At 67.6% G+C, this 13,378-nt stretch carries 15 protein-coding genes; 4 read left to right on the top strand and 11 right to left on the bottom strand.

All coding sequences use genetic code 11. The features are described from left to right. The 5 genes from E6J58_02865 to thiE form a co-directional block, all read right to left on the bottom strand. A partial coding sequence (locus tag E6J58_02865) for a tetratricopeptide repeat protein (GenBank protein ID TMB41592.1) occupies window positions 1-1,552 on the bottom strand: 1,552 nt, incomplete at its 3' end. Then, entirely contained in the window at window positions 1,462-2,010 is a 549-nt protein-coding gene (locus E6J58_02860) for a LemA family protein (GenBank protein TMB41606.1), read from the bottom strand. The genes E6J58_02865 and E6J58_02860, both read right to left, overlap by 91 nt. Window positions 2,011-2,068: 58 nt before the next feature. Then, window positions 2,069-2,773: a hydroxymethylpyrimidine/phosphomethylpyrimidine kinase gene (locus E6J58_02855; GenBank protein TMB41591.1), complete on the bottom strand. Its 705-nt coding sequence runs from the start codon at window positions 2,771-2,773 to the stop codon at window positions 2,069-2,071. Then, window positions 2,770-3,489: a gamma-glutamyl-gamma-aminobutyrate hydrolase family protein gene (locus E6J58_02850; GenBank protein TMB41590.1), complete on the bottom strand. Its 720-nt coding sequence runs from the start codon at window positions 3,487-3,489 to the stop codon at window positions 2,770-2,772. Before E6J58_02850 ends, E6J58_02855 begins: the two co-directional genes overlap by 4 nt. Continuing rightward, complete coding sequence (thiE, locus tag E6J58_02845; protein TMB41589.1) at window positions 3,486-4,460, bottom strand: thiamine phosphate synthase; 975 nt, start codon at window positions 4,458-4,460, stop codon at window positions 3,486-3,488. Before thiE ends, E6J58_02850 begins: the two co-directional genes overlap by 4 nt. Here thiE and E6J58_02840 point away from each other — a divergent pair. Beyond that, window positions 4,354-5,664, top strand: a complete 1,311-nt coding sequence (locus tag E6J58_02840; GenBank protein ID TMB41588.1) for a PDZ domain-containing protein — start codon at window positions 4,354-4,356, stop codon at window positions 5,662-5,664. The two genes, thiE and E6J58_02840, sit on opposite strands and share 107 nt — an antisense overlap. Before the next feature lie 3 nt (window positions 5,665-5,667). Continuing rightward, the gene (locus tag E6J58_02835; protein ID TMB41587.1) at window positions 5,668-5,973 is read left to right on the top strand and encodes a DUF1844 domain-containing protein; all 306 of its coding nucleotides are present in this window, start codon (window positions 5,668-5,670) and stop codon (window positions 5,971-5,973) included. On the opposite strand, the gene E6J58_02830 is transcribed toward E6J58_02835, so the two are convergent. Beyond that, window positions 5,949-6,782, bottom strand: coding sequence for a hypothetical protein (locus E6J58_02830; GenBank protein ID TMB41586.1), 834 nt, complete (start codon window positions 6,780-6,782; stop codon window positions 5,949-5,951). The genes E6J58_02835 and E6J58_02830 overlap by 25 nt on opposite strands. Window positions 6,783-6,978: 196 nt before the next feature. Here E6J58_02830 and clpB point away from each other — a divergent pair, with 196 nt between their 5' ends. Both clpB and E6J58_02820 read left to right on the top strand, forming a co-directional pair. Then, window positions 6,979-9,597: an ATP-dependent chaperone ClpB gene (clpB, locus tag E6J58_02825; GenBank protein ID TMB41585.1), complete on the top strand. Its 2,619-nt coding sequence runs from the start codon at window positions 6,979-6,981 to the stop codon at window positions 9,595-9,597. A 60-nt stretch (window positions 9,598-9,657) separates the two neighbouring features. Beyond that, window positions 9,658-10,041, top strand: coding sequence for a VOC family protein (locus E6J58_02820; protein ID TMB41584.1), 384 nt, complete (start codon window positions 9,658-9,660; stop codon window positions 10,039-10,041). Window positions 10,042-10,057: 16 nt separating this feature from the next. On the opposite strand, the gene E6J58_02815 is transcribed toward E6J58_02820, so the two are convergent. The 5 genes from E6J58_02815 to E6J58_02795 form a co-directional block, all read right to left on the bottom strand. Further along, entirely contained in the window at window positions 10,058-10,507 is a 450-nt protein-coding gene (locus E6J58_02815; protein TMB41583.1) for a hypothetical protein, read from the bottom strand. 137 nt (window positions 10,508-10,644) lie between these two features. Continuing rightward, window positions 10,645-11,178: a GNAT family N-acetyltransferase gene (locus tag E6J58_02810; protein ID TMB41582.1), complete on the bottom strand. Its 534-nt coding sequence runs from the start codon at window positions 11,176-11,178 to the stop codon at window positions 10,645-10,647. Window positions 11,179-11,188: 10 nt separating this feature from the next. Then, a complete protein-coding gene (locus E6J58_02805) occupies window positions 11,189-12,088 on the bottom strand; it encodes an SDR family oxidoreductase (GenBank protein TMB41605.1) in 900 nt (299 codons plus the stop codon). Between the two features lie 49 nt (window positions 12,089-12,137). Further along, window positions 12,138-12,515: a DUF2784 domain-containing protein gene (locus E6J58_02800; protein ID TMB41581.1), complete on the bottom strand. Its 378-nt coding sequence runs from the start codon at window positions 12,513-12,515 to the stop codon at window positions 12,138-12,140. 30 nt (window positions 12,516-12,545) lie between these two features. After that, window positions 12,546-13,181 (bottom strand): hypothetical protein, encoded by a 636-nt coding sequence (locus E6J58_02795; GenBank protein TMB41580.1) that lies wholly within the window; start codon window positions 13,179-13,181, stop codon window positions 12,546-12,548. Between the last annotated feature and the right edge of the window lie 197 nt (window positions 13,182-13,378).

Raw genomic sequence — 13,378 nt, 5'->3', positions numbered from 1 at the left:
CGCTGCGGTGCGCGCCGAGGAGCGGAACGGCCACGCGCAACAGGGCGGCAGCGACGTCGCGCCGGTCGTCATCGCTCGCCGAGGTGTCCGACGGCTCGAGGCTGGCGGCGAGAGCGAGCAGCTTGCGCGCGTGCGCGATGACGGCTTCGACGTCGCCTTCCACCAGGGCAACGCGGGCGAGCGCCGCGATCACTTCCGGCGACTCCGGCCGCTGCGCGAGCAGTCGCAGATAACGGTCGCGCGCGTCGGCGTACTTGCGCTTCGCTTCGAGGTAAGCCGCCTCCGCCATCAGCGCGTCGGGATCGGAGGGGGAAGCCGAGCGCGCATGCGCGAACGCGCTCTCGGCCGCGGAATCGTCGCCGTGCTGCACCTGGAAGCGGCCCAATTCCACCCAGACCGCGGCCGCCTGGTCCCGGAGCCGATCCGCGGCGACCAGCTCATCGGCATCGTCGCTGGACAGCTTCTGCGCCGCCTGCAGGCGGTCGCCAAGTCGTTCCGCCACGCGCTGCGCAGCGGGCACATCGCCGATGGAGAGGAGCAGCCTCGCCAGCTCCCGGTACGCGTCGGGATCGTCTGGCTGTCCCTCGACGGCAGCCTGGAAGTGATCGCGCGCCTGCATCGTCTGTCCACGCGAGACTGCGATCCGACCGCTGAGCACATGCGCAGGACCATATTTGGAGTCGAGCGCCAGCGCGGTCTTCAACTCGTCTTCGGCATCGGCGATGCGCCCCTGCTTGACCAGCACCTCCGCGAGGACGGTGTGCAAGTGCGGGGACTCGGCGTCGTAGAGCAAGGCCTCGCGCAGCTCGTCGGCAGCGGTGGCGAAGTCGTCGGCGTTCTTCGCCAGCAGCGCATCGAGATAATGGTGATAGGCGCGCGCGCTGACGCGCTGGTCGCCGACGCCGTCTGCATCGACTTCGTCGGGATGGGCCTCGTCGGACCGCGGATGCGCATGCGCACACGCCAACGCGAGCAAGGCGATGGCGGCACTCCTCCGGATCATCCGCCCCGGCCGGCGATCTCCGCGAGCTGCGCGCGCCCCGCGTCGGGAGACAATTTCCAGACCATCTGGCCGTTGGCGTCGAAGTCGAGATCGAAGAGGCCCCGGCCGGTGAGCTGGCGCATCCGCGCCGTCGCCTCGTCGCGCGAGAGACCGCTGGCCTTCGCTACCTGGTCCACCTGCACCTGGCCGTTGTTCTTTTTCGCCAGCGCGAGCGCCACCTCGGAGAAATGGCGGTCGTCGGTCTCGTGCTCGACGCGCGCCCTCTTCCGTCCCACCGCAACCAGCGCCAGCCCGATCGCGGCGACGACGACGCCGACGACCAATCCCGACAGGTCCACGAATCCTTGGCCCTTGTCGACCACGAACGCTTTCAGCATCAATGCCGAGAATGCCGCGCCGAGGATGGCGACGAAGGCACCGCCGATGGTGAGGATTCCGCTGGTGCGCATTCCGATCCTCTACTGGAACGACACCTTGGGAACCGCGCGCGCCCCGCTCTCCGCCTTGAAGTACTCCTTGGGACCGAACCCGCCGATCTTCGCCCACCATGCGCCGGGGATGCCGCGGATGTCCGTGTTGTACTGCTGGACCGCGTCGTTGTAGCGCTTGCGCTCGACGGCGAGCCGGTTCTCGGTGCCCGCCAGCTCGTCCATCAGACGCTGGAAGTTGCCGTCCGCCTTGAGCTGCGGATACGCCTCGCTGATCGACAGCAGCTTGCTGATCGCGCCCTCGAACTGGTTCGCCGTCTGGATCTTGTCGGCGCGGGAAGAGGCCCCCAGCATGGCTGCGCGCGCGTTGGCAATGTCATCGAAGACCCCCTTCTCGTGGCGGGCATAGCCCTTGACGGTCTCGACCAGATTCGGCACCAGGTCGGCGCGGCGCTGAAGCTGGTTCTCGACCTGGCTCCAGGCGGACTCGACCTGTTGCTCCTCGGTGACGAGGCGGTTGTACCCACACGGTCCGCAACCGGCGAGCGCCAGGACGAGAATCGGGGCGTACTTCCGCATCCGCATTGAGGTTTCCTCCCTGACCGCGAGAGTGTAACACGCGCCGCGGCGCGCGCCGTCAAACTGGAATCTGCGCCTGGAGGTATTCGCGAACGTAACGGCGTGCGTCGATGACCGCCTCGCGCACAGGCACCCCGCGAGCGAGACCGGCGGCGATGGCGCTGGCCAGCCGGCACCCCGTGCCGCGCGCCTTGACGGGAATCCGCCCCGCCGAGAAGGACTCGGTGTTCGCGGGCAGGGCGAGCACGTCGGTGGGCGGTCCAGGGAGATGACCTCCTTTCAGCAGGACCGCAGCGGGACCTCGCGCGAGCAGCGTCCGCGCATCCGCCGGACCTTCGAGCAGCGCTTCCGCTTCCGCGAGGTTCGGCGTCAGGACTGCGCCGCGCGCCAGCTCGAGCAGCTCGCGAGGGCGACCCGAAAACAGGGGAGTCCCGCTCGACGCGGCGAGCACCGGATCGACCACCACGGGCACGCCTTGGGGAAGAAGCGCGCGGATGGCGCGAGCATTGGACGCGTCGCCCACCATGCCGATTTTTATGGCGCGGACGTCTTCCTCCTCCAACAGCGCGCGCACGGACTCGGCGATCAGCGCTGCATCGACCAACTTGAAGCTTCGCGCGGCGCGAGTGGTCTGTACCGTCAAGGCCGTAGCGACGCAGAGTGGGCGCGCTCCCATGGCGCGGATGGCCTCTGCGTCGGCGAGCAGCCCCGCTCCTCCGCTCGGATCGAGGCCCGCCAGCACGAGGACGGCAGGGGGGTTCATCGGCGCGCCCGATCGACCAGGGCGCGATACAGCGCGAGGTGCTCGTGGCTGCCGATCAACTCCGGGTGCCACTGCACGCCGAGAGCGAACCTGCCGGGAAGCTCGATGGCTTCGACGACCTGGTCGAGCGCGACCGCGCTCACCTTTGCACGACCGGGATCCTTGACCGCCTGGTGATGCGTGGAGTTCACCTCGATGTGGCTCGCGCCGACGATGGCCGCGAGCAGGGAGCCGGGGACGATTTTCGCCGCGTGGCTGGGCTCGCGCGGATCGTGACGCTGCTCGTGATCGAGACCGCTGGGAACTTCGTGGGCGATGTCCTGGTAGAGCGTCCCGCCGGCTTCGACGGCGAGCAGCTGCATGCCGCCGCAGATGCCGAGCACCGGGACGTCGGCCGCCAGCGCTGCCCGCAGCAGGCGCTGCTCGAACGCAGTCCTCCCCGGCTTGAGCGGGCCCATCCGCGCGCCGGGAATTGCGCCGTAGAGCTCGGCGGGAATGTCGAATGCGCCGCCCGTGATCACGAGCCCGTCGCAGAGACTCAGCGCTTCCTCCACCGCCGACGGATCGTCCGTATACGCCAGCACCACGGGAAGCCCACCTGCCGCGAGCACGGCGTCCGCATATGCCTGCTTCAGCTCGTAGACCGGCAGCGCCGGCCGCCCGGGACGCGAGGTGCTTTCGCCGACATCCGGCGTCACGCCGATGACCGGTCTCATCGCTGGAACGCCTGCGCCATGTCGCGCGTGGCCGCCTCGGGATCGGAGGCGTTGCAGAGCTGGGCGATGGCGGCGGCGCACCGCGCGCCCGACTTCGCGACGTCGCGGATCTGCTCGATGCCGATCCCCCCGATCGCCACCACGGGTGCCTTCGAGCGCTGCACGGCGCGTCGCAGCCCGTCAATTCCGTGCGGAGGCGGCAACGGCGATTCGGCCTTCGACGCGGTCGGAAAGATGGGTCCGAAGCCGACGTAATCCGCTCCCTGCGCAGCGTCGATCTCCGCGTCCGAGTGCGTGCTGACGCCGACCAGTGCCTCGGGCCCGACGATTGCGCGGGCTGCCCGCCAGGGGAGGTCCTCTTGCCCGAGATGGACGCCGTCGGCTTCCGCCAGACGCGCCACGTCTGGACGATCATTGATGACCAACGCCGCCCGCCCGGCGCACAGCTTGCGCGCGTCGCGCGCAATCCTTAGAAGCTCTCCCGCCCCGACCTGCTTGAGTCGGAGCTGCACCACGGCCGCCCCACCCCGAACGAAAGCCCCGACCAGGTCGAGGGGCGGGCGGGCAGCGGAGCCGTCGACGATGGCGTAGATGCCAGCGGGCAGGGAGCGCACGTTTGTACGATAACCCAAGGGTGTGCTAGAAGCCGCGCCCCACCGAAGGAGCTGCGCAGTGGCCGAAAAGAAGGAAGAGATCCCGCTCAGGTACCTGGATCGCCGGGTGGTCGAGCGGTACATGAAGAAGGGTCTGCTGGACGAGAAGGAATACCAGCGGCACCTCAAGTCGCTCGAAGACCTCGCCGAAAAGGCGGGCAGCGTCGAGACGGAGTTCACTACGCTCGGCGAGTTGGGCCCGACGCGCTGAGTGGTCGCGTTCCTCCTGGTCGCTACGCTGTCGACGGCGCCCAGCGCCGCGCGGCGTACGCCGCTGGTGCTGGCGGTGGAGCGCGCGCGCCAGGCCGTGGTCAACATCAACGCGCAGGAAGTGGTGCGGGCGGCTCCCGCCGACGACCCCTGGCAGCTCTTCTTCGGCGGACGGGCGCGCGATCAGGTGCGCACGTCGCTGGGCTCCGGATTCGTATTCGACGAGCGCGGATTCGTGCTCACCAATTATCACGTGGTCGCGCGCGGAAGCCGCATCCAGGTCAGCTTCGACGACGGCTCCGACTACACGGCGCGCGTGGTCGGCACCGATCCGGGCGGCGATCTCGCCGTCCTCAAGATCCAGGGCGAGCGGAAGTTCCCGGCGGCGCCGTTGGGAGTCTCGTCGGATCTCTTGCTCGGCGAGCCGACCATCGCGATCGGCAATCCGTTCGGACTGAACCAGAGCGTCAGCGTAGGCGTCGTCTCCGCCCTGCACCGGCCTGTCCATGCAGAAGGGCGCAGCTACTACGACTTCATCCAGACCGACGCGTCGATCAATCCCGGCAACTCGGGCGGTCCGCTCCTCAATGCCGACGGCAACGTCATCGGCGTCTGCTCGGCCGTGCTGGCCACCGGACAGGGAATCGGGTTCGCGATTCCCATCGACCGCGCCCTGCGCGTCGCGCGCGAGTTGCAGAAGAGCGGCGGGCTGGCCGACGCCTGGTGGGGCTTCGACGCGGAGGCGCTCGACAAGGAAGCCGCCGCTGCTCTCGGCGCGAAGAATGGAGCGCTGGTCACCTCCGTCGAAGACAGCTCACCCGCTACCAACGCCGGTCTGAGGCGGGGCGACGCCGTCGTCCGCGTCGAGTCCTCGCCGGTGCGCGACGCGGACGAGCTGCGCTTCCTTCTTCGCGACGTTCCTCTGGGTACCCGGGTGATACTCGGCGTCGTGCGCGGAAAGAAAGAGCTGGAAGTGCCGATCACCGCCGCGCCGCTGACCGCCGAACGCGCCCAGGGCGTCTTCGAGGCCCGCACCGGGCTGTCCATCGCCGAGTTGTCCGCGCGGGAAGCGCGACAGGCTGGCTACGATGTACAGAAGTCGGTGCTCGCGGTACGGGAGGTTTCCCGCAATTCGGCTGCGTCGCGCGTAGGGCTGCGGCGCGGCGATCTGGTGCTCGCGGTGAACAGCGCGGAAGTGGATACGATGAAGGATTTCCAGAAGGCCATCTCCCAGGCGCGCAAGAGCGGCCGGGCGGTCCTTCTGGTCCAGCGCGGGTACCGGCTGCAGGAGTTCGCGTTCGAGCTGGGGTGATTCATGACGTCTACGGCGACCGAAGAGAAGAAAGCTCCCGCGCTCGACTTCACCGCTCTGGTGCTGTCGCTTGGCTCCAGCGCCATCGTGCACCTCGGCGAGGCGCCGGATCCCACCACCGGGCAGAAGCGAGAGCAGCCGGACTTCTCCATGGCGCAGCAGAGCATCGACCTGCTGGCGATGCTCCAGGAGAAGACGCGGGGGAACCTGACCGCGAACGAGGCGAGCTTCCTCGACAACATGCTGTTCGACCTGCGGATGCTGTTCGTGCAGGTGTCGAAGGGTCAGAGCCCGGCGAAGAGCCCGTAACGGCGCGTCCCGTTCCCGCCAGAGATGGTCCAGCCCACCTGGACACCGGCGAATCGGTGCGGGCCGAGGCCGCATTCTGGAGCGAGCAAGAACGAAAGCAGGCGACGCGCGCGCAGCGGCTCGATGCCCAGCGACTCGGAGATGAAAACGATCCCCGCCGCGGTGAACTCGTCGAGCGGGACGCGGCGGCCGTGCTCGTCCTCGGTCGTGCCGCCGTAGCTGACGTCGCTTCGACCGAGCGAAGCGTCCATCGAGTCGAAAGCGAGATCGAGGCGGGCGAGCAGCGCACCCTGCGTGCTCGCTTTCAGCTCGGCAAAGGGCGCGCGAAATGTCAGTGGATCCGCGATGTTGCGGGCCAATGCCGACCCGATCAGCGGGCTCGCGGGAAGGCGGGAGAGGGGAGCTCCGATGAGTCGGCGCGACGCGGCTCGGTGCGCCGACTGCTCGAGCCCCGACAGCCGCGCGGAAAGCGCCGGCTGCGGTCCGATCCGCGACAAGAGCTCGCTCAGCTCCCTGGCCGCGCCCTCGTCGTCGCCGAGCGCTTCCAGCGCGGCCGCCCGCTGCGCCCGCGCGCCGATATGTCCCGAATCAAGTGCGAGGGCTTCGGCCTGGGCCAGCGCGGCGAGACCGACGTGACCTGCCTCCAGCAGCGCCAGCCCGCGTTCGTGAGGGATCTCCGGATCGCTGGGCGAGAGGGCCTGCGCACGGCGATAGAGCTGCACCGCGGTCTTCATCTCACCGGATTTGAGCGCCGCCCGTGCTTGCTTCAGGACGGCAACCAGCTCGTCCACGATCGTCCCGATTAGCATGTTTGTTCGGTGGCTCTCTCGGAGAAGCTGAAGATCCCGATTCAGCGCATCAATTCGCTGATCAATGGCAAGCGTGGCGTGACTCCGGAGACCTCTGGTTCGCCGAGCGGGCGATGCGAAATACGTAGCGAAATGCCTCGAAAACACGCCTCGGCGCGCACCTTGCCACACTGCGTCGCTGCGTTACTTTGGAGCCATGAAACTCGACAAGTTTACCGTCAAGGCACAGGAGGCCCTTCAGGAGGCCCAGGCGATCGCCCGCAAGCGCGATCACCAGGAGATCCTCCCTGAGCACCTCCTCGCTGCCTTGCTCGGGCAGCAGGACGGGCTGGTCCCTCCCCTGCTCCAGCGCGTCGGCGCCGAGCCGCGCCTCGTCCAGCAGCGCCTGGAAGACGACCTCCGCAAGGTCGCCCAGGTGCACGGCGGCGAGGGCGGACACCTCTCGCAGCGCGCGCTGAAAGTCCTCGACGCGGCCGAAGAAGAGGCCGGCAAGATGAAGGACGAGTACGTCTCCACCGAGCACATCCTGCTCGCCCTGGTTGCGGAGAAGCGCGGCGCGGCGGCGGAGGCGCTGAAGAGCGCGGGCGTCACGCGCGACCGGATCGCGCAGGCGCTGACCGCGGTCCGCGGCTCGCAGCGGATCACCTCCAACGACCCCGAATCGCAGTACCGCGCGCTGGAGAAGTACGCCATCGATCTCACCGACCGCGCCCGCAAGGGCAAGCTCGATCCGGTGATCGGCCGCGACGAGGAGATCCGGCGCGTCATCCAGGTCCTCTCCCGGCGTACCAAGAACAACCCCGTGCTCATCGGCGACCCCGGCGTGGGCAAGACCGCCATCGTCGAAGGGCTCGCCCGCCGCGTGGTCGACGGCGACGTCCCCGAAGGGCTGAAGGACAAGCGCATCGTGGCCCTCGACATGGGTCAGCTCATCGCCGGCACCAAGTTTCGTGGCGAGTTCGAGGAGCGGCTCAAGGCGGTGCTCAAGGAAGTCACCGCCTCCGAGGGGCAGGTCATCCTCTTCATCGACGAGTTGCACACCATCGTGGGCGCGGGCGCGGCCGAGGGCGCGATGGACGCCGGCAACATGCTCAAGCCGGCGCTGGCCCGCGGAGAGCTGCACTGCATCGGCGCCACCACGGTCAACGAGTATCGCAAGCACATCGAGAAGGACCCTGCGCTCGAGCGGCGGTTCCAGCCGGTGATGGTGGGCGAGCCAAGCGTCGAGGACACCATCTCCATCCTTCGCGGGCTGAAGGAGCGCTACGAGGTGCACCACGGCGTGCGCATCCAGGACAGCGCCATCGTCGCCGCGGCGACGCTCTCCAACCGTTACATCAGCGACCGCTTCCTGCCCGACAAGGCCATCGACCTGATCGACGAGGCCGCCTCGCGGCTGCGCATGGAGATCGACTCCATGCCGGCGGAGATGGACGAGGTGCGGCGCAAGCTGATGCAGCTGCAGATCGAGGAGCAGGCGCTGAAGAAGGAGACCGATCCGCTCTCCAAGGGCCGCCTCGAGGAGATCAGCCGCGAGATCGCGCGCCTCAACGAGGAGATGAGCACGCTCAAGGCGCACTGGGAGAACGAGAAGAAGGCCATCCAGAGCATCCGCGACGTAAAGGCGAAGATCGAGGACGCGAACCAGCAGATGGCCGAGGCGGAGCGCAAGGGTGACCTCGGGCGCGCCGCCGAGCTGAAGTACGGCACGTTGCCCGGCCTGCAAAAGGAGCTGGACGTCCAGAACAAGAAGCTCAACGAGCTGCAGGCGCAGCGGCGGATGCTCAAGGAAGAGGTGGACGCCGAGGACATCGCGCACGTCGTCTCCAAGTGGACCGGCATTCCCGTCTCCAAGCTGATGGAGGCGGAGATGCAGAAGCTCGTCCACATGGAGGAGCGGCTGCGGGAGCGCGTGGTGGGTCAGGAGGAGGCGGTGCGCGCCGTGTCCAATGCGGTCCGCCGCGCACGCAGCGGGTTGCAGGATCCGAATCGGCCCATCGGCAGCTTCCTCTTCGCCGGCCCCACCGGGGTGGGGAAGACGGAGCTGGCCCGGGCGCTGGCGGAGTTCCTCTTCGATGACGAGCAGGCGATGGTGCGGCTCGACATGAGCGAGTACATGGAGAAGCACTCCGTGGCGCGGCTCATCGGCGCGCCTCCCGGATACGTTGGCTACGACGAGGGAGGCCAGCTCACCGAGGCGGTGCGCAGGCGGCCATACACGGTGGTGCTCTTTGACGAGATCGAGAAGGCGCACCGCGACGTGTTCAACGTGCTCTTGCAGATTCTCGACGACGGACGCCTGACCGACGGCCAGGGCCGCACGGTGGACTTCCGCAATGCGGTGGTCATCCTCACTTCCAACCTCGGCTCGCAGCACTTGACCGGCGGCGATTCCGAGACCGAGGAGAAGCGCGTCCGTGAAGCCATCCGCGCCGAGCTGCGGCCCGAGCTTCTGAACCGCATCGACGAGATCGTCGTCTTCCACAGCCTCGGGCGCGAGGAGCTGGCGCGGATCGTGGAGATCCAGCTTGGACGGCTCTCGAAGCTGCTCTCCGACAAGCAGCTCCGGCTGGAGATGACCGATCGGGCGAAAGCGGCGGTGGGCAAGGCCGGATACGACCCCGTGTACGGCGCCCGGCCGCTGAAGCGGGCGCTGCAGCGGATGGTGCTCGATCCGCTGGCCATCAAGGTGCTGCAGGGCGACTTTCGTCCGGGCGACACCATCCGCGTGGACGCGAACGCGTCTGAAGAGACGCTCACGTTCACGAAGGTGAACGGCGCCCGCGGGGCGGAATCGCCGGCGACGCTGCATTAAAATCCCGGTTGACTGACCAGATGGTGGGCCGCAAGCTCCGTCGCCACGAAGGAGGAGCTCATGGCAAATGCGTTCGTCCATGTCGAGCTGCACACCGGCGACGTCGCCAAGGCCAAGCAGTTCTACTCGAAGCTGTTCGGCTGGAAGCTCGAGGACATGCCCATGCCCGGCGGCGGCACCTACACCATGATCCAGGTCGGCGAAGGAACGGGCGGCGGGATGATGTCTGCCCAGCCTCCCGGATCGCCTCCGCGCTGGCAGGCTTACGTCGGCGTCGACGACGTGGCCGCCTCCACGCGCAAGGCGAAGGAGCTGGGCGCGAAGATCATGATGGACAAGACGGAGGTCGGCGATTTCGGATTGATGAGCGTGATCGTCGACCCGACGGGCGCCGCGATCGCGCTCTGGCAGTCGAAGCAACCCCAGCGACCGCAGAAGAAGTAGTCGGGCGACGGCGGCCCTACTCCGCCGTCGTGCCCCGGAACTCCCAGAAGGTCCGCGGCCTGCCGGAGTATCCGAGCTTCTTTGCCCAGGTGGTGGGGAGCACGCGGGCCTCGTCGAGAGGCATCGTCCGGCCGGACAGCGCGAGACCCGCTTCCCGGTAGCGGCCTTCCAGGACGCGGGCGTCCGAAGAATGCTCGAAGACGAAACGGACCTCCGCGCCCGGCTTGCACGAGGCGCGCAGGCGCTGGAGCGCTTCCCGTTCCGCGTGCGCGACCGCGCGCAGCAGGGAACCCCAGGGAAAGAGAACCGTCAGCGTATCGGCGAGGCCCGCGAGCTCGGCGGGAGCATCCTCCAACGACAGCCGTGCGAAGACGATGTTGCGCGCGGCGCGCCGGGAGGTGTCGCGCAGGTTGTCGGCGATGGCGTCGGTGCCGATGAAAAGGACATCGGGGCGCACCCTCGACATGCGGCGGACGAACGTACCGTCACCGGTTCCGAAGTCGACGTGGACGGCCGGGAAGCCGGCGGCAAGCTCCGCCAGTCATCAACGATCTACCCAGCGCTCCTTCTTGCCTTCGACGAGGTACATACGGATCGTGGATGTTACCACTTCCAGATCAACAGCACCCACTCGTCGGTGGCATCGCGGTAGCGTTCGAGCTCCTCGAATCCGATCCGCTGGTGTGCGCGGAGCGACCGGCCGTTTCGCACGGAAACTTCGGTCACGACACAATCGAAGATGCCGCGGAGGCGCTCACGGTGCGCGCGGTAGAGCAGGTCGACCACTCCGCGTCCGCGATATGGCTTTGCGACGCAGATCTGGCCCATCACGTAGAAGCGCCGCCGAAACACATCCAGAGCTTCGAGACGCCGGAACATCGGCTCGAGCACCGGAACGAACGATCGGCATTCGAGCGGCATCACCAGCGCGTAACCGGCCAGGTCGCTCCCGTCCTTCGCGATGATGCTGGGCGCGAGCGCGTGCATCCGGCGGAGCACATCCAGCGTGTGCTCGACGGTCACGAAGCCGTTCTCGGCGCTCTCCCGCTCGTCCAGGTTGCGCGCCAGATTGGAGCGCTGCAGCTCGAGGATTTGCGCGAGCTCTGCTTCGTCGGCGACCGGCCGCGCCTCGATCATCGGCAGGGTCCTAGGAGCGCGCCGCAGCTCCGGCAACGGGCTCGGCCACCCTCGCTTTCGAGCCGGTCGCGCTGAGCCCCGTCAGCCGCTCGCTTTCCTGCCAGAGGCGCCGCGCGACAGCTTCATCGCGCGCGAGCGGCGCTGGTTCGACGAGGTTGCCGTTCTCGAAGTATTGGCCCGTGGTATCGGAGAGCTCGGCACTCGTCACCAGTTGCACGATGCGGCGGCCGCCTTCCTCCGCGGAGATGAACGCGAATTTGCCAATGATGGCGATCAGCGGCCTCGCCCACAGAGGGGCGCGGGACCAGATCGCCGTGGCCACCGCTCCCGGATGGAGACAGTTCACCGTCACGCCCGTGCCGGCGACCCTCCGGGCGAGCAGACGGGTGTAGAGGACGTTTGCCAGCTTGGAGCGCCCGTACGCCTTGAACAGCGCATAGCCGCGCTCGAAGAAGAGGTCGTCGAAGTCCATCGTCCCGCGGCGGTGCCCAATCGAGGCGACATTGACGATGCGCGCCGGCGCGCTCTGGACGACGCGGTCCAGGAGGAGCTGGGTGAGCAGGAAATATCCGAGGTGATTCACCGCGAACGTCGCCTCGATGCCGTCCGGCGTCATCGTGCGATCCTTGAACACGGTGCCCGCGTTGTTCACCAGCACGTCGAGTCGGTCATAGCGGTGCAAGACCTCGTCAGCGAGACGCCGCACTTCGCTCTGCCTGGAGAAATCGCACAACAGTGAAGAAAGGTCCGCGCCGGGAACGTCGGCGCGGATTTCCTCGAGGCAGCGAGCGGTCTTCCCGGCATCCCGGCCGACGAGCACGACCCTGGCGCCCTGCCTCGCCAGACTGCGCGCCGCCTCCAGTCCGATCCCGCTCGTCGCACCAGTCACGAGCACCCTCTTGCCTCGGATGTCCCAGGTCATGGGCGAGCCCAATAACGCGGCCTTCGCGCGAGCGCCATCAATGACGATCGTCTGCCCGCCGCCAGCGCGCGAGCAACAGGCCGTAGGCGATCGCGTTGACGAGCAGTACGGTGAGCCCCAGCACCATCTGAACGTTGCGCGTGAGCCCCGCCGGATAGAGGACTCCGAGCAGGTAGTGTTCGACGAATCCACCCCTGTACCCCGCGGCGCCGCCACGCGCGCGAAGCGAATTCTCCAGCGGGGTCAGCGGGCAGATCCAGCCAGCCCATTCGATGACGACGCCCCAGACCGCAGCCGGCAGCTGGATCAAAGCGAGTCGCGGCCATCGCAGGACCAGCAGTCCGCCGAACACCACGAGCAGGACGAAGGCGAGGTGGACGACGACCACCAGATCGGCGAGCAGCCCGAACGGCACCTCCGCAGGCTACCTCGATTCGGGATCGAGCTAGCGCGGTCCCATCGGCTGGAGCTGGATGGTTTCGCCGACCCAGCTGCCAGTGCCGTCCCCGTTCGCCACGAAGTGTTGGCGCTCGACGTAATGGAAGAGCGCGCCGTCGCTGACGCGAGTGACTTGCCCTTCCCACTGGAAGTCAAGCGATCCCTGCCCGTTGATGTGCAGCCGGTAGTGCACGACGCCTTCGTAGACCAGCGATACGCTTTCGATGAATGCGCAGAACTTCACGGGGTCGAACGGCGACAAATCGCCGGGATTGCCCTGATCGTAGATGGCGACGTCGTTCTCGGTGGCCTCGAGCAGCAAGGCCATGTTCTGGACGTCCGACGGCGTGCGCACGATCTGGATGTCGACTGGGACCCGGGTGCTCGCGTCGGTGCATTCCGCGAGGTCCTTGACCGTTCCGTGAATGGCGAGGAGGCCCTCCGTCGGGTCGGTGGTGACGACGCGCGATCCGGCATTGTGGATGCGGACGATGTTTGGTCCAGGAGACGGTGGACCGTTGGTGAAGTTCATCGTGGACCTGTCGTCGCGCGCGCCCGGCGCGCGGTCCGCTCCACAGGCTGCTGCCAGAGAAGCGAGTCCGAGCAGGAACAGGGTGCCGATACGTGGGAAGAGCAGATGCATACGACCTCCTCTCGGTGGTCACCCCACGTAATCCAGCGGGAGAGAGTCGGTCTTGCATCTTGGAAACAACGTTTGGAACGGAAGCAACATCGCTCCTTGGCCACCGACGACCGTTGGAGTACATGGATTGCCAGAGGTCCTCATGAGGCTCGCGGCGGCAACGTCCGTGCCGGTGACGACGGGCAGCGTGTGCTTCC

The sequence above is a fragment of the Deltaproteobacteria bacterium genome (assembly GCA_005879535.1).
In the GTDB taxonomy this organism is placed as follows: Bacteria; Myxococcota; Myxococcia; order Myxococcales; family 40CM-4-68-19; genus 40CM-4-68-19.
The sequence above is the reverse complement of the archived record's forward strand: the minus strand, read 5'-3'. Positions and strand labels throughout refer to the sequence as shown.

Excerpts from the sequence above, each read along its gene's own strand:
- E6J58_02835 (TMB41587.1), top strand. The coding sequence starts at position 5,668 with ATGACGTCTACGGCGACCGAAGAGAAGAAAGCTCCCGCGCTCGACTTC.
- E6J58_02860 (TMB41606.1), bottom strand. The coding sequence starts at position 2,010 with ATGCGGAAGTACGCCCCGATTCTCGTCCTGGCGCTCGCCGGTTGCGGA.
- clpB (TMB41585.1), top strand. The coding sequence starts at position 6,979 with ATGAAACTCGACAAGTTTACCGTCAAGGCACAGGAGGCCCTTCAGGAG.
- E6J58_02850 (TMB41590.1), bottom strand. The coding sequence starts at position 3,489 with ATGAGACCGGTCATCGGCGTGACGCCGGATGTCGGCGAAAGCACCTCG.
- E6J58_02830 (TMB41586.1), bottom strand. The coding sequence starts at position 6,782 with ATGCTAATCGGGACGATCGTGGACGAGCTGGTTGCCGTCCTGAAGCAA.
- E6J58_02820 (TMB41584.1), top strand. The coding sequence starts at position 9,658 with ATGGCAAATGCGTTCGTCCATGTCGAGCTGCACACCGGCGACGTCGCC.
- E6J58_02815 (TMB41583.1), bottom strand. The coding sequence starts at position 10,507 with ATGTCGAGGGTGCGCCCCGATGTCCTTTTCATCGGCACCGACGCCATC.
- E6J58_02810 (TMB41582.1), bottom strand. The coding sequence starts at position 11,178 with ATGATCGAGGCGCGGCCGGTCGCCGACGAAGCAGAGCTCGCGCAAATC.
- thiE (TMB41589.1), bottom strand. The coding sequence starts at position 4,460 with ATGTTGACCACGGCCTGGCGCGCGCGCTCCACCGCCAGCACCAGCGGC.
- E6J58_02855 (TMB41591.1), bottom strand. The coding sequence starts at position 2,773 with ATGAACCCCCCTGCCGTCCTCGTGCTGGCGGGCCTCGATCCGAGCGGA.
- E6J58_02795 (TMB41580.1), bottom strand. The coding sequence starts at position 13,181 with ATGCATCTGCTCTTCCCACGTATCGGCACCCTGTTCCTGCTCGGACTC.